The 18,420-nt window shown below is 60.1% G+C and carries 16 protein-coding genes; 8 read left to right on the top strand and 8 right to left on the bottom strand.

All coding sequences use genetic code 11. The features are described from left to right. Positions 1–170: 170 nt before the first annotated feature. Positions 171–1,079: a diacylglycerol kinase family protein gene (locus JZY08_RS03630; protein ID WP_216331030.1), complete on the bottom strand. Its 909-nt coding sequence runs from the start codon at positions 1,077–1,079 to the stop codon at positions 171–173. 233 nt (positions 1,080–1,312) lie between these two features. On the opposite strand from JZY08_RS03630, the gene JZY08_RS03625 reads away from it, so the two are divergent. After that, a complete protein-coding gene (locus JZY08_RS03625) occupies positions 1,313–2,557 on the top strand; it encodes an MFS transporter (RefSeq protein WP_216331029.1) in 1,245 nt (414 codons plus the stop codon). A 282-nt stretch (positions 2,558–2,839) separates the two neighbouring features. Beyond that, positions 2,840–4,216 carry a magnesium transporter gene (gene mgtE, locus JZY08_RS03620; RefSeq protein WP_216331028.1) on the top strand — a complete coding sequence of 459 codons (1,377 nt, stop codon included), beginning with the start codon at positions 2,840–2,842 and terminating at the stop codon, positions 4,214–4,216. Positions 4,217–4,443: 227 nt separating this feature from the next. Here the strand turns inward: mgtE and JZY08_RS03615 are convergent, their stop codons facing one another. Together JZY08_RS03615 and JZY08_RS03610 are read right to left on the bottom strand one after the other, a co-directional pair. Beyond that, the gene (locus tag JZY08_RS03615; RefSeq protein WP_035242722.1) at positions 4,444–5,280 is read right to left on the bottom strand and encodes an undecaprenyl-diphosphate phosphatase; all 837 of its coding nucleotides are present in this window, start codon (positions 5,278–5,280) and stop codon (positions 4,444–4,446) included. A 120-nt stretch (positions 5,281–5,400) separates the two neighbouring features. Then, positions 5,401–5,790: a helix-turn-helix domain-containing protein gene (locus JZY08_RS03610; protein WP_082184000.1), complete on the bottom strand. Its 390-nt coding sequence runs from the start codon at positions 5,788–5,790 to the stop codon at positions 5,401–5,403. Between the two features lie 103 nt (positions 5,791–5,893). On the opposite strand from JZY08_RS03610, the gene JZY08_RS03605 reads away from it, so the two are divergent. Next, positions 5,894–6,910, top strand: a complete 1,017-nt coding sequence (locus tag JZY08_RS03605) for a zinc-binding alcohol dehydrogenase family protein (protein ID WP_216331027.1) — start codon at positions 5,894–5,896, stop codon at positions 6,908–6,910. 88 nt (positions 6,911–6,998) lie between these two features. Here the strand turns inward: JZY08_RS03605 and JZY08_RS03600 are convergent, their stop codons facing one another. Together JZY08_RS03600 and JZY08_RS03595 are read right to left on the bottom strand one after the other, a co-directional pair. Next, positions 6,999–7,739 carry a pentapeptide repeat-containing protein gene (locus tag JZY08_RS03600; protein ID WP_216331026.1) on the bottom strand — a complete coding sequence of 247 codons (741 nt, stop codon included), beginning with the start codon at positions 7,737–7,739 and terminating at the stop codon, positions 6,999–7,001. Between the two features lie 431 nt (positions 7,740–8,170). Then, on the bottom strand, positions 8,171–9,835 hold the full coding sequence (locus JZY08_RS03595; protein WP_216331025.1) for an electron transfer flavoprotein-ubiquinone oxidoreductase: 1,665 nt from the start codon (positions 9,833–9,835) through the stop codon (positions 8,171–8,173). A 426-nt stretch (positions 9,836–10,261) separates the two neighbouring features. Between JZY08_RS03595 and JZY08_RS03590 the strand changes: the two genes are divergently transcribed. Beyond that, positions 10,262–11,317, top strand: coding sequence for a sensor histidine kinase (locus tag JZY08_RS03590; RefSeq protein ID WP_082183996.1), 1,056 nt, complete (start codon positions 10,262–10,264; stop codon positions 11,315–11,317). A gap of 33 nt (positions 11,318–11,350) precedes the next feature. Here JZY08_RS03590 and JZY08_RS03585 read toward each other — a convergent pair whose 3' ends face one another. Beyond that, a complete protein-coding gene (locus tag JZY08_RS03585) occupies positions 11,351–12,271 on the bottom strand; it encodes a cation diffusion facilitator family transporter (protein ID WP_082183995.1) in 921 nt (306 codons plus the stop codon). Between the two features lie 80 nt (positions 12,272–12,351). Here JZY08_RS03585 and JZY08_RS03580 point away from each other — a divergent pair, with 80 nt between their 5' ends. Continuing rightward, the gene (locus JZY08_RS03580) at positions 12,352–13,140 is read left to right on the top strand and encodes an SDR family oxidoreductase (protein ID WP_216331024.1); all 789 of its coding nucleotides are present in this window, start codon (positions 12,352–12,354) and stop codon (positions 13,138–13,140) included. 21 nt (positions 13,141–13,161) lie between these two features. Here the strand turns inward: JZY08_RS03580 and JZY08_RS03575 are convergent, their stop codons facing one another. After that, a complete protein-coding gene (locus tag JZY08_RS03575) occupies positions 13,162–14,139 on the bottom strand; it encodes a sensor domain-containing diguanylate cyclase (RefSeq protein ID WP_216331023.1) in 978 nt (325 codons plus the stop codon). A gap of 302 nt (positions 14,140–14,441) precedes the next feature. Here JZY08_RS03575 and JZY08_RS03570 point away from each other — a divergent pair, with 302 nt between their 5' ends. From JZY08_RS03570 to JZY08_RS03560, 3 genes are all read left to right on the top strand, one after another. After that, positions 14,442–15,740 (top strand): Hsp70 family protein, encoded by a 1,299-nt coding sequence (locus tag JZY08_RS03570; RefSeq protein ID WP_216331022.1) that lies wholly within the window; start codon positions 14,442–14,444, stop codon positions 15,738–15,740. A 43-nt stretch (positions 15,741–15,783) separates the two neighbouring features. Continuing rightward, a complete protein-coding gene (locus JZY08_RS03565) occupies positions 15,784–16,683 on the top strand; it encodes a uracil-DNA glycosylase family protein (RefSeq protein WP_216331021.1) in 900 nt (299 codons plus the stop codon). A gap of 152 nt (positions 16,684–16,835) precedes the next feature. Continuing rightward, complete coding sequence (locus JZY08_RS03560; protein ID WP_003497027.1) at positions 16,836–17,027, top strand: hypothetical protein; 192 nt, start codon at positions 16,836–16,838, stop codon at positions 17,025–17,027. Positions 17,028–17,430: 403 nt separating this feature from the next. On the opposite strand, the gene JZY08_RS03555 is transcribed toward JZY08_RS03560, so the two are convergent. After that, the gene (locus JZY08_RS03555) at positions 17,431–18,369 is read right to left on the bottom strand and encodes a DMT family transporter (protein ID WP_137037341.1); all 939 of its coding nucleotides are present in this window, start codon (positions 18,367–18,369) and stop codon (positions 17,431–17,433) included. Positions 18,370–18,420 lie beyond the last annotated feature (51 nt).

The following is an 18,420-nucleotide window of genomic DNA, read 5'->3' as shown; positions in this document are numbered from 1 at the left end:
TCTCCCCGCCGGGGAGAAGGTGGTCCGAAGGGTCGGATGAGGGGGCTAGCTCTCCGAATATATCGCCCCTCGCCCCCTCATCCCGCTGCCGCGGACTTCTCCCCCTCGGGGAGAAGAAACAAGCGGCGACCAGCCGATCCTTCGCGGTTGTCTCGCATCTCAGCCACACATCATGCGAAAAAGGCCCGCCCCACCAGCACCTTCAATTCGCCGGCATGGACCGTGAGCACCACGTCGCGTTCCATCGGCAGCAATTCGCCGTCGATGACGCAACGCACGTCGTGGCGTTTCTTTGGAAAATGCAGCTCCACATCCGTCACGGTCATGGCCGTTACGGCGGCGTTTTCCTTCAGCCTGCCGCGCAGAATGTCGAAAACGAGCCTTGCGACACCCGAAGGCGGCAGCGGATCGGTGAGGTAAAAACCGAGATGGCCGCCCGACACACTATCCGCCACCAGCAGCGAATTCTGCCCGAACTCATTGTTGGAGACCGAAATGGCCGAGACCTTGCGGTGCTGCACCGTGCCGTTGACCGTGTAGTCCACCTCGAACACAGGCGGATTGAGAATGACGCTGATGGCGGCGCGGATGCTCGCCTTGATCTTGCCGAGACGGGACGCGAAGGCGAGGTTGTTGCGATAGCGCACCATGCGCGAATGCAGGCCCGCCGAAAACTGGTGGACGAAAAGCCTGCCATTGGCGCTGGCAATATCGACATTGGCAACCTCTCCATTTGCCAGCGTTTCCAGAGACTGGCGAATATCGAGCGGCAGCTTCAGCGAGCGGGCAAACAGGTTCATGGTGCCGGCGGGCACGATGCCGAGCGCGATGCCGTGTTTCCAGGCGATACCGGCAGCCGCCGAAATCGTGCCGTCACCGCCGCCGGCAATGATGCCTTCAATGCCCGGCTCATCGGCGGCACGCTCCATTTCCTCAACGATATCCTTTCCGGAAACCAGCCGGCAATCGATCGTGTGGCCGGCGCGGGAAAAGACCTCGCGGGCGTGTTCGCAATAGGCATCCATATCCGTGGTGCGAAAGGTGCCGCCGTCACGATTGAAAATTGCTATGAGCTTCATGTTCCAACCTGATCCCGTGAGGCAGCCGCGCGTAAATGCCTGGGGTTATATAGGGTTCCAAACACCATCGCGTGAAGATGCTCTTTTGCCGAGAATCGCTCTACCGCAACGCATCATTTCATGTTAGGGATGACTTAAGGTCATTTTCATGACCGCGCATCTCCAGTCAGGGCAGACCGCTCCCATACGGTCTTGCCCTTTTTTCTGTGGGGCCCTCCCCTTCTCAGGTCACAATGAGCCAGTCGAATATTTCCGAAGTCCGCTCCGGAGCGGAAAATGAAACCGTTTACACGGCTATACCGGCTGTGACCCTGTCACCGTTTGCCATCGCTCTCATCGAGCTGGCGCTTGCCGCCGGCGGCTTCGGTATCGGCACCGGCGAATTCGCCATCATGGGCCTCTTGCCGGATGTCGCAACGACCTATGGCGTGACGGTGCCGCAGGCGGGTTACGTCATCACGGCCTATGCGCTGGGTGTCGTCATCGGCGCACCCATCATCGCGGTCCTTGCCGCGCGCATGACGCGCCGCACATTGCTTCTCGGCCTCATGGGGCTTTTTGCGGCTGGCAATATCCTGAGCGCCCTCGCACCTGACTTCCTGAGCTTCACCGTTCTGCGCTTCATCACCGGCCTGCCGCACGGCGCCTATTTCGGCGTTGCGGCGCTGGTGGCGGCCTCCATGGCGCCGATCCACAAGCGCGCCCGCGCTGTTGGCCGCGTCATGCTCGGCCTCACCATCGCCACTCTGCTCGGCACGCCGCTTGCCACCTTCTTCGGCCAGCTGCTGTCCTGGCGCGCGGCCTTCATGCTGGTGGGCGGCATAGCACTGCTGACTGTTGCCCTGCTGTGGCTGTTCCAGCCGCGTGACAAGGTGGAGGAAGGTGCCAGCGTCTGGCGCGAACTCGGCGCTTTCCGCCGCGTACAGGTGTGGCTGACGCTCGCCATCGCCTCGGTCGGCTTCGGCGGCATGTTCTCGGTCTTCAGCTATATCGCCAAGACGACCACGGATGTGGCGATGATGCCGGTTTCCACCGTTTCCATGGTGCTGGCGCTGTTCGGCATCGGCATGAACGTCGGCAATGTGGTCGGCTCGCGGCTTGCGGATATCTCGCTCAACGGCACGATTGGCGGCATGCTGGCCTTCAACGTGGTGGTCATGGCGGTGTTCGGCATGACGGCGCATGATCCTTTCATGCTGTGTCTCTGCGTCTTCCTGATCGGCTGCGGTTTCGCCGCCTGTCCGGCCGTGCAGACGCGCCTGATGGATGTGGCGGCGGATGCGCAGACGCTTGCTGCCGCCTCCAACCATTCCGCCTTCAACATCGCCAATGCGCTCGGCGCCTGGCTCGGCGGCCTCGTTATCGCCATGGGCTATGGTTATGCCTCGACAGGTTATGTCGGCGCGGTTTTGTCCCTTCTCGGGCTTGGCGTTTTCCTCGTTTCCGTCACCGTCGAACGACGCGAAAAGGCGGCTTGAAGTCGCCTTTTTTACAGCCTGCATCGCCGCCCCTCGCCGCGGTGCAGAACCTTGCGGAAATTTCATAATCGGGTGCTTGACTCTTTTCGGTTTCAGGCGCAACACGGCCTTACGCGCATGCCAACCAGCACGGCGCGGATTTCAACGGAGCATCATTGGATGTCTAGCGACAGTAGTAGTCGATTGCCTTTGCCGAGACCGGCGAACGTGAACTGATCCGACCGCTGTCGGCTCACCACCGCGTTCGCCGTTATCGGCGAATCGACGGAAAGGTGAGCAATCATGAACTTCCACAACCTCTCCCAGAGGGCCAGCAAGGCCGCACGTCTTCTTCGTAGCGGAACCACCGGTTCTTCCACCACCATCGCCGAACGCGTCGAGCACCTCAACACGCTCGATGTCAGCGAAGCTGCAACCGCCCTCCTCGCCATGCCGCAGGCAAAGGCCGTCGCCATTCTCGACCGGCCCGAACTGCATGGCGCAGCAGCCATCATCGCCCATATTCCTGTCGAACAGGCAGCCCGCTTCGTCAATCTGATGTCTGACGACCGGGTGGCCGACGTCATGGCGGAAATGGAAGAAGAGCCGCGCGCAAAGCTGTTTTCCCGGCTGGACCGGACGACGGCTCTCTCCATCAAGCACCTGATGGGTTATCCGCCGCGCACGGCCGGCTCGATCATGACCACGGAATTCGTCAGCGTGCCTGATGACTGGACGGTGGAACAGACCCTTTCGCACATCCGCGTCGTCGAGCGGTCGCGTGAAACGGTCTATGCCATCTATGTGCTGGCTGAGGACGGAACGCTCTCCACCGTCGTGACGCTGCGTCGCCTTGTGACCGGTGAACCCGGCGCTTCCATCCTCTCCGTCGCATCGAAGGAAGGCATCGTCTGTGCGAGCCCCCTGATGTCGCAGGAGGATGTCGCCCGGCTGATCCGCAAGCACGACCTTCTGGCGCTGCCAGTCGTCGATGACCACTCGCATATTCTCGGCATCGTCACCGTTGACGACGTGATCGACACCATGATCGCAGACACCACGGAAGACGCCCACAAGTTCGGCGGTATGGAAGCGCTGGGCAAGCCCTATATGACGATCGGCTTTCCGGACATGATCCGCAAGCGCGCCGGCTGGCTCGCAGCACTCTTCCTCGGTGAAATGCTGACGGCCAGCGCCATGCAGCATTTCGAGGGCGAGCTGGAAAAAGCCGTGGTGCTGACGCTGTTCATTCCGCTCATCATGTCGTCGGGCGGCAACTCGGGTTCGCAGGCCACCTCGCTCATCATCCGGGCGCTGGCGCTCGGTGAGTTGAAGCTTTCCGACTGGTGGCGGGTGCTGCTCAGGGAAATCCCGACGGGCCTGACGCTTGGCTGCATTCTGGGCGCCATCGGTTTCCTGCGTCTGACGGTCTGGCAGCAGGCGGGCTTTTATGACTATGGCGAGCACTGGCTGCTGGTGGGCGCCACCGTCTTTGCGGCGCTCGTCGGCATCGTCACCTTCGGTTCGCTCGCCGGCTCCATGCTGCCCTTCGTGCTGCAGCGCCTGCGGCTTGACCCCGCCAGCGCATCGGCCCCCTTCGTCGCCACGCTGGTGGATGTCAGCGGCCTCGTCATCTACTTCTCGGTGGCGTTGGTGATCCTGAGCGGCACATTGCTTTGAAAGACGAAAGGCCCGCTCGGAGGAGCGGGCCTTCTACATTTCGCGGCACGTCATAATCTCTCCTCCGTCATGCCGGACTTGATCCGGCATCCAGCCACGGCGCGTCTGCGCCGTGAGAAGAGTCTTTTGCGCTCAATGACTTGATCGCGCTGGACCCCGGATCTAGTCCGGGGTGACGGCGTGCGGATGATGCAACTTTGCCAAAAGCATGGTTCCTGGAAAGCCCCTCACCCACCGGCGCTGATGACGCCCGTTCCCAGGAGCCCCAGCAGGATGAAGCCGATGACCACGCGGTACCAGACGAAGGGCATGTAGCTTTTGGTCGAGACCAGCTTGAGGAAGACGACAATCACCGCATAACCAACGATGAAGGCGATCAGGGTCGCCAGCCCCGTCTGACCCCAGCCGACGGGATTGTCCTCGCCGATGCTCTTGAAGAGCTGGTAGAAGCCGGAGCCGAAGACGGCGGGAACGGCGAGCAGGAAGGAATAACGCGCTGCCGCCTCGCGGGTATAGCCCAAAAGCAGGCCGGCGCTGATGGTGCCGCCGGAGCGCGAGACGCCGGGGATGAGCGCCATGGCCTGCGCGAAGCCGAACAGGATACCGTCGCGCCAGATCAGCTGGTTCAGCTTGTAACGCTTTTCACCGATCCTGTCGGCGATGCCGAGGACGATGCCGAAGACGATGAGCATTACGGCGGTGATATAGAGGTTGCGCAGCGAGTGCTCGATGGCGTCCTTGAAGAACAGGCCGAGAAAGACGATCGGCACCGAGCCGACGATGATCAGCCAGCCAAGCCGGGCATCGGCCTTGTCATAGGGGCCGAGGCGAAGGTTCTGCCGCAGCCAGGCGGCGGCGATCCGCATGATGTCGGACCAGAAGTAAACCAGCACTGCCATTTCCGTGCCGATTTGGGTAATCGCGGTGAAGGCGGCACCCGGATCCGTGCCGGAGGGCAAAAACTCCCCGGCGATCCGCAGATGCGCGCTTGAAGAAATCGGAAGAAATTCCGTAAGTCCTTGCAAAAGGCCGAGGAATCCGGCCTCCATCCAACCCATGCTCATGTGCTTTGATGTCCCTGCTGCGAATCACGATGGCAGCATTATGCATCAATCGGGGCAAATCCGTGTTGCGTCGCACCATCCCCGGCCCGCAAGTGTGGATGTGGTTTTACCCGTGATTTTTCAGGCTGCCTTCTCTTCAGTCGCTGGAAGCTGGGTGTATTTCGCGCCGTTCTTGCAGACGACATGGGCGTCGCCCCAGACTTTCAGCGCCGAAATCACCGGCCGCATGGTTTCGCCAAGCGGCGTCAGCGCATAGTCCACGCGCGGCGGCACCACCGGAAAGACGGTGCGCGAAATCAGGCCCGCCTCTTCCAGCTCGCGCAGCTGCTTCGTCAGCATGCGCTGGGTGACGCTGGGAATATGGCGGCGCAGCTCGTTGAAACGCAACGTGCCCTCATTGATGAGGTGATAAAGGATCACGCCCTTCCATTTTCCATCGAGGAAACTTAAGGCCGATTCCACCGGGCAGCCGGGAAAGTTGCCGGTCAGTTTGGCGCGCGGTCGCGACATCACAGTATCCTTTTTGTATGTATCATCACAAAATGTGCATTCTTGCGATCGATGTTCATATGTATCAAGTAAGAGGCACGCAAACAAGCAAAGGAGACTGTTCATGCGCGCCATCGGTTACAGGACGAACCAGCCAATCACCGCAAAAGAAGCCCTTGTCGATATCGACCTGCCCCAGCCGGAGGCGAAGGGGCACGATATTCTGGTGGAGGTGAAGGCCGTTTCGGTAAACCCCGTCGATACCAAGGTGCGCCGAAATCAGGCTCCGGAAAACGGCACGGCTCGCGTGCTCGGCTTCGACGCGGCGGGTGTGGTGAAGGCCGTCGGCGACAAGGTTTCGCTGTTCAAGCCCGGCGACGAGGTGTTTTACGCCGGTGTCATCAACCGCCCCGGCTCCAATAGCGAATTCCATCTGGTCGACGAGCGCATTGTCGGCGCCAAGCCGAAATCGCTGAATTTCGAGGAAGCAGCCGCCCTGCCGCTGACCGCGATCACCGCTTACGAAACGCTGTTCGACCGGCTGCGGGTGAAGGAGCCGGTTCCGGGTGCCGCGAACGCCGTTCTGGTGATCGGTGGCGCCGGTGGTGTGGGCTCCATCGCCGTCCAGCTCCTGCGGGCGCTGACCGATCTGACCGTCATTGCCACCGCTTCACGGCCTGAGACGATTGCGTGGGTGAAGGAACTCGGCGCGCATCACGTCATCGACCACAGCAAGCCGATCGCTCCGCAGGTAGAGGCGCTCGGTCTCGGTGCGCCGGGCTTCGTCTTCTCTACCACCCATAGCGACATCCATGCCGCCGACAGCGTGGCGGCCATCGCGCCACAGGGCCGTTTCGCACTGATCGACGATCCCGCCGGCGGTTTCGACGTCATGGCTTTCAAGCGCAAATGCGTGTCGATCCATTGGGAAATGATGTTCGCCCGCGCGGTTTTTGAAACACCCGACATGATCGAACAGCATAAGCTGCTCAACCACGTTGCTGCACTGGTCGATGCCGGCAAGATCAAGACGACGCTGACGGAGGTTTTCGGCACCATCAACGCCGCAAATCTGATCAAGGCGCATGCGCTGATCGAAAGCAACAAGGCCAAGGGCAAGATCGTGCTTTCGGGCTTCTGATCGAAGATGAGGCGTCCGCATCGCGGACGCTTCTATCCCCTTTTACGGAAAACGCATTTGCCGCGTAAAAACCGCGCGGCCCCTCCCGTCACTCGTCGTCCGGATCTTCCGGGCATGGCCAGGAGGCGGGTACCGTCAGGCCGTTCGGCAACTTGGTCTTGGCGTCGCCGCAGGCGATATCCACCTGCTTTTGCTCCAGCCCGGTCGCGGTGGAAAGATCAACCCCTTCGATCCGGGTCAACAGCAGGAAGGCGCTGGTGAAATCCACCGGGCCGCCAAGCTTTGCGCCACCGAAACGGGCACGCGACAGGTTGGTCAGGGAGAATTTCGAGCCGTTCAGCGTCGCGCCTTCAAAATCGGCACGGCCGAGTTCGGCCTTGGTGAAATCCGTGCCGTCGAGCTTGGTATTCTCGAACTTGGTCCGCTGCATTTCGGCATTGATGAATTTGGCATTGGTGGCATCGGCGGCTGAAAAATCGCTGCGATAGGCTTCCACCTTGGTCAGGTTGGCGCCCTGAAGGTTGGCTTCTCCCAGAGCCGTGCGGATGAGTTTCGCCTTTTCGAGATTGGCGCCCTTCAAAGAGGAACCGCGCAGGTCGGTATAGGTGAAATCCGTGCCGTAAAGCATTGCTGAATCGAGATTGCTACCGCCCAGCATCAGCAGGCGCTTGTTGCATTCGCGCCAGTCGATGCCGGCCATGGCATCAGTACGGCAGCTGGCAGCCACCAGCGGGCCGCCGCTCAATGAGACTGCAACGATCACCCCCGCCGCCAAAGCGACGCCAAACCTTGTGTTCCGCACGATATTCAGCCTTTGAAAGCCGGACATTCTCTTAACTCCCTGCCGCCGGGCGACGGCACCTAGGACCATATGCACATCAAGGCGTTACCGCATTTACGGCCCGCACTCCACGCGCCGTTGACGCTACAACACCCCAACATCCTATATGTAAGAAATCGAAGAGCAATCCACAAATAGACAGGGGGCAACGGGGCTGTGGATACCAAATCTCGTCAATCCGGGCTTGACCCGCCAACCAGTCAGGGGGCGAATGCGCCGTGGAAAATGAGTCCTTGCAATCAAAGACTTGCTCGTTCCGAAAATAACGGTCGAGAGTGATTGCGAGCGGTCTTCCCACGCTCGACGTCATCCTCGGGCCTGCCCCGAGGATCCACTCACGTATCGTAAAATCAGCCCGTTGCAGATGCTCGGGACAAGCCCGAGCATGACGGAGGAGAAGGCCTCAGCCGTAATCGCCATCACATATTGGCGTAAACCGGCCCTTCGCCACCCTGCGGCGGCACCCAGTTGATGTTCTGGTTGGGATCCTTGATATCGCAGGTCTTGCAGTGCACGCAGTTCTGGGCGTTGATGACGTAAACCTCTTCGCCGTCCTTCTCCACCCACTCGTAAACACCTGCCGGACAATAACGCGTCGAGGGGCCGGCATAGACGTCGTGTTCGGAGCGCTTCTGCAATTCCATATCCTTCACCTGAAGATGCACCGGCTGGTCCTCCTCATGGTTGGTGGAGGACAGGAACACCGACGACAGGCGATCGAAGGTCAAAACGCCGTCCGGCTTGGGATAGGCGATCGGCTTGTGCTTCGAAGCCGGTTCGAGGCTTTGCGCATCCGTCTTGCCGTGCTTCAGCGTGCCGAAGAAGGAGAAACCGAACAGCTGGTTGGTCCACATGTCCAGACCGCCAAGACCGACACCGACGAGCGTGCCGAATTTCGACCAGAGCGGCTTGACGTTGCGAACCCGCTTCAGGTCCTTGCCGATATCGCCGTCGCGCCATTCGGCCTCGATCTCGGCCACCTCGTCATGGGCGCGGCCGGCGGAAATCGCCGCGGCGATCTTTTCCGCCGCCAGCATGCCCGACAGCACCGCATTATGGCTGCCCTTGATACGCGGAACGTTGACGAAACCGGCGGAACAGCCGATCAGCGCGCCGCCCGGGAAAGTCAGCTTCGGCACCGACTGGTAACCGCCCTCGGTGATGGCGCGTGCGCCATAGGAAATACGCTTTCCGCCCTCGAACGTATCGCGGATGGCCGGATGGGTCTTGAAGCGCTGGAATTCCTCGAAAGGATAGAGATAGGGGTTCTTGTAATTGAGGTGCACCACGAAGCCGACGGCGACGAGATTATCCTCGAGATGGTAGAGGAACGAGCCGCCGCCGGTCTTGAAACCGAGCGGCCAGCCGAAGGAATGCTGCACGAGACCCTGCTTGTGGTGTTCCGGCTTGACCTGCCAGAGCTCCTTGATGCCGATGCCGAATTTCTGCGGCTCGCGATCTTTCGAAAGGTCAAATCTGGAAATCAGCTGCTTGGCAAGCGAACCGCGCACACCCTCTCCAACAAGCACATATTTGCCGTGCAGTTCCATGCCGCGGGTGAAGGCAGGGCCTGGTTCGCCGTTCTTCTCGATGCCCATATCGCCGGTGGCGACACCGATCACCGCGCCCTCGTCATTATAAAGCACTTCGGTGGCGGCAAAGCCCGGATAGATCTCGACGCCGAGAGCCTCCGCCTTTTCCGCCAGCCAGCGACAGACGAGACCAAGCGAGACGATGTAATTGCCGTGATTATTCATGAGCGGCGGCATCATGAAGTTCGGCAGGCGGATGGAGCCGGCCGGCCCTAAGAACATGAACTGGTCGTCCTTGACCTCGGTCTTGAAGGGATGCCCCTCCTCTTCGCGCCAGCCGGGCAGCAGCCTGTCGATGCCGATGGGATCAACCACCGCGCCGGAGAGAATATGCGCGCCGACTTCCGCGCCCTTTTCGAGAACGACAACCGAAAGCTCCGGCTCCACCTGCTTCAGGCGGATCGCGGCGGCAAGACCCGCAGGACCCGCGCCGACAATCACAACGTCGAATTCCATCGCTTCGCGTTCGGGCAGTTCCATCACTTCCGTCATCTTGTCCTCTCCGCATCGCCGGTCCCATCCGGCTGTTGTTATATCCGCTTTTTGGCATCTTCGCCGCATTGGCTGCGCAGGTCAAAAGCCATCCGCGACACCGCATCCACCAGCGCCTGTCTTCGCAAAGCACAACGCCTTTGTCGAGCTTCTATAGCGGCAAAACATGTCGCACGCCACTCTATTGTCAGACAACCTGATGACTAATTTATTACTTTTACGTTCACGTAATATAGAGGATAGGCGCAGCTGGTGTGGGCGTCAAGCTTGTCAGTGTTTGCAGATTAGAGAGCGACGTTAAGTTGGCGTCGGGTCTCGCACCCAAAAACCCATCCCGTCGTTCGGCCGATGAGGGCTTCGTGGCAAGGTCATTACTTCGGATATGCGCCATATGTGATCATCTTGGCATTTAGAAAAGTATCCACTATGTTTATCCCAAAGCCACCAATAATTGTTCAGCAGAGCTTATATGGTGCTCTCGGTTCAGGTGGATTTTCAATGACGCAAACGTCAAACGATCAAAGCCAGCGATTTATCCACGCCGCCTTGGCTGCCTCGGACGACTGCATAAAAATTATTGGTTTGGATGGCTCCCTTCAGTTCATGAATGAGGGCGGGCAACGGGTCATGGAGATACAGGATTTCGAAGCCGTAAAAGGCTGCCCCTGGCCGGATTTCTGGGAAGGAAAGGGAAATATCGCAGCTGTAGCGGCCATCAACGAGGCACGTGAAGGCAGAAGCTCCCGATTTCTCGGATTTGCGGACACGGCAACGGGAAACCGCCGCTTCTGGGACGTCAAGGTGTCCCCGATTTTTGACGACAGCGGCTCGGTCGACAGCATTCTTTCCATCTCCCGGGACATCACCGGCGTGAAGGAATTCGAAGAACAGCAGCTTCTTCTGCGCAACGAATTATCACACAGAATCAAGAACATTCTGGCTCTCGTGCAATCCGTTGCGGGTCAAACCCTTAAAGACGATGACGAAATGTCAGTGGCAAAGCCCGCCTTTCTTGCCCGGCTGGCTGCACTTGGCCGCGCGCATGACCTGTTGCTGCGCCCGAGCCACGACATGACGACGCTGAAAGCCGTCGCCGAAACGGTGGCAAACGAGCAGTCCGCTGATCGAATAAGGATCGACGGACCCAAGGTTACCCTCGCGCCTAAAAGCGGTCTCGCAATCGCGCTCGCCTTTCACGAGTTGACGACCAACGCCATCAAGTATGGCGCCCTGGCAAATGAGAGCGGAAATATCTCCATCAGCTGGGAGATTGAGAAGGTCAACGAAAAAGACTGCCTCAATCTCGTCTGGCGGGAACGGGACGGTCCTGCGGTCATTGATCCCGCCAAAAAAGGCTTTGGCTCACGAATGATCGAAAGGGCGCTTGCCAGCTATGTTCATGGCACGGTGGATCTTGCTTTCGAGCGTGATGGTCTGGTCTTTTCGCTATTTGCTCCTGTTGAAGCGCTCACGCAGGATTAGCGGCGCGCGAAGATCGCCGCCGAATTCTCCGCTTCAAACCGCCCACTCCTCATCCGTCGTAAACACGATTGTCAGCCACCGATCTGTCCCCTCGCCGCCGAGCGCATCGCCGATTTCGTCGCGGATGGCGTCCCATTCTTCCAGGCGCCGGGCCGGCCAGTTCTTCGGCACGATGAAGAAGAGTTCGATCTGCCGACCGCGGCCGACACGGGCGACATAGGAATAGTGCGAAGAGAAGCCGAACTTCGCCACGATCTCCCCTGCCACCCTGTCCACGTGCTGCTTGAATTCCAGCGGTGTCACCAGAAGAATATCCGCCAGCGCCTGTTTCACATTGCCGAACGGCATGGGGATGATGACGAGGCAGACGAGCGCCAGCACGGCAGGGTCGATATAGGGCGCGATCCACTGATGCGCCGTTCCCGTCAGCCCGTAACCGATGGCGAAGGCCAGGAACAGGGCCACGCTCAGGAGCGCGCTCATCAGCCAGCTTTTGGCGTCCAGCGCCACGAAAGCCGATTTCAGCCTGCGGTTCTGGCGTTTGACGAACCACGCCATGATGAGCGAGACGGCAAAGCTGACGAAGGTGACGATGATGGCGTAGTCGAACTCGATCGATCTGCCGCCGTCCATCAGGCTGTCGATGGCATTGATCAGGGCGTAGATCGCAGCCCCCATCAAGAGCGTGCCGTTAAGGCCAAGCACCATCGGCTCCAGATGCCAGAAACCCATGGTGAAACGTTCCGCCAGCCGGCCACCGGGCCTTGGTGCTGCCGAGGCCGCGATCAGCCGCGCGACGAGCAGCGCCAGCACCGTCATGAAAGCATCTGTCAGCGCATAAACGCCATCGAACACCACCGCGAAGGAGCCCGAGAACAAACCCGCGCCGATGCCGAACGCGGCCAGAAGAACCGTGACGGCAATGGAAAATTTAAGCAGAGATTGTTCTGTCATGACGCGTATTTGACCTTCAAAAGCGGGTTTCACCTTCCTATAAACAGCGAAGACATCGCAAACAAGACAGGACAAAACCCATGGATCTCGGCATTTCCGGCAAACGCGCCCTCGTTCTCGCCTCCTCACGCGGCCTTGGGCTGGGCATTGCAACGGCGCTGGCGGAGGAAGGCGCAAATGTTCTTCTCGTCGGCAGAAGCGGCGAGAAGCTGGATGCGAACTGCAAGGCGATCAACGCGCTGGGCAAGGGCAAGGCAGACTGGGTGTGGGGCGATCTTGCCGATGACAATTTCGTCGAGGCCATGGTTCAGGCCGTGAAAGACAAGCTCGGCGGCATCGATATTCTCGTCAACAATACCGGCGGCCCGACACCGGGTCTTGCGCAGGAGATCACGGCCGAGAAACTGGAAAACTTCTTCCAATCCATGGTGCTGCGCGTCATCACGCTCACCAATGCGCTTTTGCCGCAGATGAAGGAACAGGGTTTTGGCCGCATCCTGACCGTCGCTTCCTCGGGCGTTTTCGAGCCCATCCCCAATCTGGCGCTCTCCAACACGCTGCGCGGGGCGCTGGTGGGCTGGAGCAAGACGCTGTCCTCCGAAGTGGCCGGTTTCGGCATCACCTCCAATCTTCTCCTGCCCGGCCGCATCCATACCGACCGCATCGACGAACTCGATGGCGCCAATGCCAAGCGTCTGGGTAAAAGCCTTGAGGAAATCCGTGAGGCTTCCGTCAAGAGCATTCCGGCGGGCCGGCTCGGCACGGTGGAAGAATTCGCCGCCGCCGGCGCCTTCCTCTGCTCGGTGCCGGCAAGCTACATCACCGGCACGATGCTCAGGGTGGATGGCGGTGCGGCGAAGTCGAACTGACGCCGGGAAGAGCTCAACCGGTCAAGAAGCCGCTCCGTAGATCACGAAGCGGTTTCGGCCGGTATTCTTGGCTTCGTAAAGCGCTGTGTCAGCACGGCGCAAGACATCGCTGGCGCTCTCGCCGGGATTGGCAAAGGCGATGCCGGCCGAGCAGCTATAGCGGAAATCCGGCACGTCGCTCAGCGGCGATGCCGCGGTCAACGACGACAGCAGTTGCTGCATGATGATCTCCGCGCTCAGCATGCGTGAACCGCCGAGAACGAGGAGGAACTCCTCGCCCCCGATCCGCCCAAGCAGATCGTCGCGGCCGGCGGCGGCGCAGAGGCGGCCGGCGAAATCTTTCAGGACCAGATCGCCGCTTGCATGCCCGAAGCGGTCGTTCACCGCCTTGAAGTGGTCAATATCCATGATGATCACCGCAAGGGCCTGGGCCTTGTTGGGGCCAAGCATGTGGTTGAGACTATCCATGGCGTAACGGCGGTTGCCGAGACCGGTCAACTCGTCGCTCAGTGCCGATTTCAGCGCCTTGTCGCGTTCCTGGCGAAGATCGCGCAATTCTATGCCGAGTTCGGAAACATCGGTGATCACGCACAGCATCCAGCCGCCGGGCAGCGTCGTTTCCGTGGTCAGCATCCAGCGACCGTCATTCAGGCTGGTCTCGATGGTGCGGAATGGCAATTTGCCGCGCCTCGTCTTGGCGGAGCGCAGCCAAAGTTCGAAATCGGAGGTTTCGATGGCGGTGCCGGTGGCGCTACGATAGCCGACGCGCATCAGCTCCACCCATGTCGGGAAGTCCTCGGGCCCGATGCCGAGCGCCATGCGAAACGCACTGTTGGCGAAGCGCAACTGGTCGCCGCCGTCGAAAAGGGCATAACCCTGCTGCGAAGCCTCCATCAGATCCATGAGATGGTGATTAAAGCTTTCAACGTCGCCGCGAACAAGCGCGGTCCTCTCTGGCGGCACTTCTTCAGGCAAGGAACGAGCCGGCTTGCGGGACATTGTGGCTCCGTTTACAAACGCACAAATACAAAAATAAACCTGCTCTTTAATATTATATCCCAGCCTTATACTCTGTTTGTGCAAAAAAATATTTAATGTACGCGACAAGGGCGCATCCTGACTGCGACGATTACTTCATCAAAATGTCACAATAAACGTGGATGCGGCGCTTGCCATTCCGCCGGGCTTATGCAATCAACCGCCCTCCTCTGACATCGGGATGCTGCGGGCATCCCTCATTTTCACGCCGGGCCACCTCAAGGGCCGGGCGGGCATTTCCATCGGCGACAAGGAATATGGCGATGACGCAAAAGCGGGCTCTCGGCCTCGATTTCGGCACGACCAACACGGTCATGGCTCTTTCCGACGGCAGCGGCGACAGCCGTTCCATGCGCTTCACCAGCAGCGCGGGCACGGATGACAGCATGCGCACCGCACTCTCCTTCATGAAGGATTCAGGGCTGGGTGCTGCCGCCCTGCATGTGGAGGCGGGCCACGCCGCCATCCGGCAATTCATCGACAATGCGGGCGATTGTCGCTTCCTGCAGTCCATCAAGACATTCGCGGCCTCGCCGCTCTTCCAGGGCACGCTGATCTTCGCCAAGCGCCAGAGCTTCGAGGACCTGATGGACGTGTTCCTGCGCAAGCTGAAGACCTATGCGGGCGCGGAATGGCCGGGCGACGTCTCCACCGTCATCGCCGGTCGGCCGGTGCGTTTCGCCGGCAGCAATCCGGACGAGTCTCTCGCGCTTGCCCGTTACAACGAGGCGCTGGGCCGGGCCGGTTTTCCAGAGATCCACTATGTCTACGAGCCGGTGGCGGCCGCCTATTATTTCGCCCAGAGCCTGAAAAAGGACGCCAACGTGCTGGTGGCGGATTTCGGCGGCGGCACCACGGACTATTCGCTGATCCGTTTCGAGACCCATGCCGGCAAGCTTTCCGCCACCCCCATCGGCCATTCGGGCGTCGGCGTGGCGGGCGACCATTTCGACTTCCGGATGATTGACAATCTGGTCTCGCCTGAGATCGGCAAGGGCAGCAAGTTCAAGAGCTTCGACAAGGTGCTGGATGTGCCCTCGGGTTATTACGTGAATTTCGGCCGCTGGAACCAGCTGTCGATCTTCAAGACCTCGAAGGAATTCACCGATCTGAAATCGCTGGTGCGTTCGGCGATCGAGCCGGACAAGCTCGAACTTTTCATCGATCTGGTGGAGCATGACGAGGGTTATCCGCTCTATCAGTCGATTTCCGCCACCAAGATGGCGCTCTCCTCGGCCGAGGAGGCGGAGTTCAACTTCGCACCGCTCGGCAAGGCCGGCCGTAAGATGGTCAAGCGCAGCGACTTCAACACCTGGATCGCCGACGACCTTGCCAAGATCGAGGGCGCGCTGGACGAGGTTCTGGAAAAGACGCAAGTCGCACCCGAAGCAATCGACAAGGTGTTCCTGACCGGCGGCACCTCCTTCGTGCCGGCGGTGCGGGAGCTTTTCACCCGTCGTTTCGACGCGGACCGGATCGAAACCGGCGGCGAGCTGCTCTCGATTGCCCATGGTCTTGCGATGATCGGCGAAAGCGGTGACATTCAGCGCTGGACAGCGTGATTTACGGGTTCCCCGGATGGGGAACATGGGATAATTTCCAGCCATGATCGCCGCTCACGACCTTTCCCCGGCCGAACTCGCCGCCCTCCTGCATTTCCATGCGGATGCGGGTGTGGATTGGCTGGTTGAGGACAGTCCGCTCGACCGTTTCGCCGAATTTGCCGCTGCCCGCCCTGCCCGTCCGGCAGCGCGACAGGAAAATTCCGCCCCCACGCGCCAGATGGAGGGTGGACCAGAGCGTCGCACCGATGCTCCCCAGCGGCAGGCGGCGGATCGTGCCGCCCCGACCAGAGCTGCGCCGCCCGCTCCCGCCGTTCAGCAAAATGTCGCCGTGCCGGACGAACAGGCCGTGGCAGCCGCGCGTTTTGCAGCGGAAAGCGCGCGGTCGCTTCCTGAACTCAAGACCGCTCTTGAGGGGTTCAGCGGCTGCAACCTCAAGAACAGCGCCCGCAACACGGTGTTCACGCAGGGCGATCCCGCTTCCGCCATCATGGTCATCGGCCCCATGCCGGATGCGGATGACGACCGGGAGGGCCTGCCCTTTGCCGGCAAGAGCGGGCTTTTGCTCGACCGCATGCTAGCGGCGATCGGCCTTGAACGCTCAGGCATCATGCTCGGCAATGTCGTGCCCTGGCGTCCGCCCGGCAACCGCCCGCCGACGCAGGCCGAAATGGATATTTGCCGCCCCTTCATCGAGCGCCAGATCGCGCTTGCGGAGCCGAAACACCTGTTGCTTCTTGGCAACTTGACCGCCCGTTTCTTTTTCGGCGGCACGGGAACGATCCATACGCTGCGCGGACAGTGGCGTGATGTCGCAGCCGGACACCTGGTTTTACCGGCCCTGGCGAGCCTGCATCCGCAGGAACTTTTGAACGCTCCGGCCTCCAAGTCATTGGCATGGCAGGATTTATTAGCGTTTCAAGCAAAAGTCTCCGAAGGCTGATTGCCTTCTTCTTGCTCAGTGTAAACGAATTATGAAAAAAGCCATGCACAATGTGCATAACAGCGGCGCATTTGGCCGCCTTGCCGAATCCATGCTGCGCTGCGATATAGGCGGCGTGTCTTGGGAGGAATTCGGTTTAAGGAACCAAGGCAATGACCACTCGCTTCCGTCCGGTGCATTCCGGCTTTGAAACACTCCGTCTGGCAGGCCTCGGCCCTCGTTCCAGTCAGGGTTACCATCGTTTCGGCGCTGCCGCTAACGAGCAGATGACCGCACGCGCTGCCATGCAGCAGGTTCGTGTCACACGTCCCGCAGCTGTCTTCGCGGATTTCCGCGAGCGCTGAGAGCATTCAGGCAGGCGTAAAATCCTGTCCATGTAGATGATTGCGCGCTGGCGTCTTTCTTCGGGAAGGCGCCTTTTGCTTTTTCAGGGGTTTTGCGGCACCTGACGACGGCCGCCGGCGGCGTCATATGATGCGACGCAAGGGTTGGCGCCGGTGCGTCAGTGACGAAGCCTGCTTTTACAGGGCGCGATCCTTTCCTCGTCTCTGTGCTTGTCACAGAGATCCAGCCAGCCCAAGTCCTTGGGCTGAAAAGACTCTCTCGCCGCGCAGACGCGCGTCAGCTGGATTCCTGTGACGAGCACAGGAATGAGGTTGAGATTTGCCCGGCGTGGGAAACATCTGCGTCGTATAGGACGCAACGACAGATGCCGCAGGATCTGCGTCATCCGCCGCATCCGGCGCATCACCCCTGCGGGGTCGAAGCCTTGCGCGCCGCCCGTCTCGCCAGCCCCAGCTGGTGCTCCCGGAAGATGATGAAGATGCCCGCCATGATAACGATTGCCGTGCCGATCAACATGGTGACGGTGGGCACGTCTCCGAACAGGATATAGGAGACGACGATGCCGAACACGATGGAGCTGTATTCGAAGGGTGCGATGGTGGAGACCTCCGCGTGGCGATAGCTTTCCGTCAGGAAGATCTGCGCAACACCGCCACAGATGCCGCTGGTAATCAGGAGGACGGACTGTCTTGTGTCCAGGTCGCTCCAGCCGAAAGGCACGCTGATCAATGACAGCAATGTGGCGGTGAGCGAGAAATAAAGCACGATTGTCGGCGTCTTTTCCGTTTCCACCAATTGCCGCACCTGGATCATGGCAAGACCACCCAGTGCTGCACCGCAAAGCACGGCAATCGCGCCCAGCCCCTCGCCCGCGGCAAAGCCGCCTTCCCTCAGAAGCGTCATCTTCGGCCACAGGATCACCAGCACGCCCATCATGCCGACGAAAACCGCGCTCCAGCGATAGACACGCACCTTCTCATGCAGGACGAATGCCGCAAAAACCACCGCGAGCAGCGGCGACGCGTAGCCGATGGCGATGAATTCCGGCAGCGGCAGCAGCGTGAGGCCATAAAAACCGCAGGCCATGGAGAGGATGCCGAGAAAACCACGCTTGAAATGGCCGAAAAGATTGTTGGTCTGCAGCGCGCTTGTCAGCGCATGCAGCCAGGCCAGATAAACAACGATGGGGATAATGGCGAAAGCGGAGCGGAAGAAGGTGATCTGGCCCGCCGGCACATCGGGGCCGGAGGCCTTGATACAGGTCTGCATCACCAGAAAAAAGCCGACCGAAATCAGCTTCATGCTTATCCCGCGAAAGGGATTTGTCGGCTCGGCGTTCATTGGCAGTTACTCATATCGGCTGCGCAAACACGCCATCGGGAAATTTTCATG

It is taken from the genome of Rhizobium sp. X9, assembly GCF_018873185.1.
Taxonomy (GTDB): Bacteria; Pseudomonadota; Alphaproteobacteria; order Rhizobiales; family Rhizobiaceae; genus Agrobacterium; species Agrobacterium oryzihabitans.
This window is presented reverse-complemented; position numbering and strand designations above follow the sequence as displayed.

Excerpts from the sequence above, each read along its gene's own strand:
- JZY08_RS03630 (WP_216331030.1), bottom strand. The coding sequence starts at position 1,079 with ATGAAGCTCATAGCAATTTTCAATCGTGACGGCGGCACCTTTCGCACC.
- JZY08_RS03625 (WP_216331029.1), top strand. The coding sequence starts at position 1,313 with ATGAGCCAGTCGAATATTTCCGAAGTCCGCTCCGGAGCGGAAAATGAA.
- mgtE (WP_216331028.1), top strand. The coding sequence starts at position 2,840 with ATGAACTTCCACAACCTCTCCCAGAGGGCCAGCAAGGCCGCACGTCTT.
- JZY08_RS03615 (WP_035242722.1), bottom strand. The coding sequence starts at position 5,280 with ATGAGCATGGGTTGGATGGAGGCCGGATTCCTCGGCCTTTTGCAAGGA.
- JZY08_RS03610 (WP_082184000.1), bottom strand. The coding sequence starts at position 5,790 with ATGTCGCGACCGCGCGCCAAACTGACCGGCAACTTTCCCGGCTGCCCG.
- JZY08_RS03605 (WP_216331027.1), top strand. The coding sequence starts at position 5,894 with ATGCGCGCCATCGGTTACAGGACGAACCAGCCAATCACCGCAAAAGAA.
- JZY08_RS03600 (WP_216331026.1), bottom strand. The coding sequence starts at position 7,739 with ATGTCCGGCTTTCAAAGGCTGAATATCGTGCGGAACACAAGGTTTGGC.
- JZY08_RS03595 (WP_216331025.1), bottom strand. The coding sequence starts at position 9,835 with ATGACGGAAGTGATGGAACTGCCCGAACGCGAAGCGATGGAATTCGAC.
- JZY08_RS03590 (WP_082183996.1), top strand. The coding sequence starts at position 10,262 with ATGTTTATCCCAAAGCCACCAATAATTGTTCAGCAGAGCTTATATGGT.
- JZY08_RS03585 (WP_082183995.1), bottom strand. The coding sequence starts at position 12,271 with ATGACAGAACAATCTCTGCTTAAATTTTCCATTGCCGTCACGGTTCTT.
- JZY08_RS03580 (WP_216331024.1), top strand. The coding sequence starts at position 12,352 with ATGGATCTCGGCATTTCCGGCAAACGCGCCCTCGTTCTCGCCTCCTCA.
- JZY08_RS03575 (WP_216331023.1), bottom strand. The coding sequence starts at position 14,139 with ATGTCCCGCAAGCCGGCTCGTTCCTTGCCTGAAGAAGTGCCGCCAGAG.
- JZY08_RS03570 (WP_216331022.1), top strand. The coding sequence starts at position 14,442 with ATGACGCAAAAGCGGGCTCTCGGCCTCGATTTCGGCACGACCAACACG.
- JZY08_RS03565 (WP_216331021.1), top strand. The coding sequence starts at position 15,784 with ATGATCGCCGCTCACGACCTTTCCCCGGCCGAACTCGCCGCCCTCCTG.
- JZY08_RS03560 (WP_003497027.1), top strand. The coding sequence starts at position 16,836 with ATGACCACTCGCTTCCGTCCGGTGCATTCCGGCTTTGAAACACTCCGT.
- JZY08_RS03555 (WP_137037341.1), bottom strand. The coding sequence starts at position 18,369 with ATGAACGCCGAGCCGACAAATCCCTTTCGCGGGATAAGCATGAAGCTG.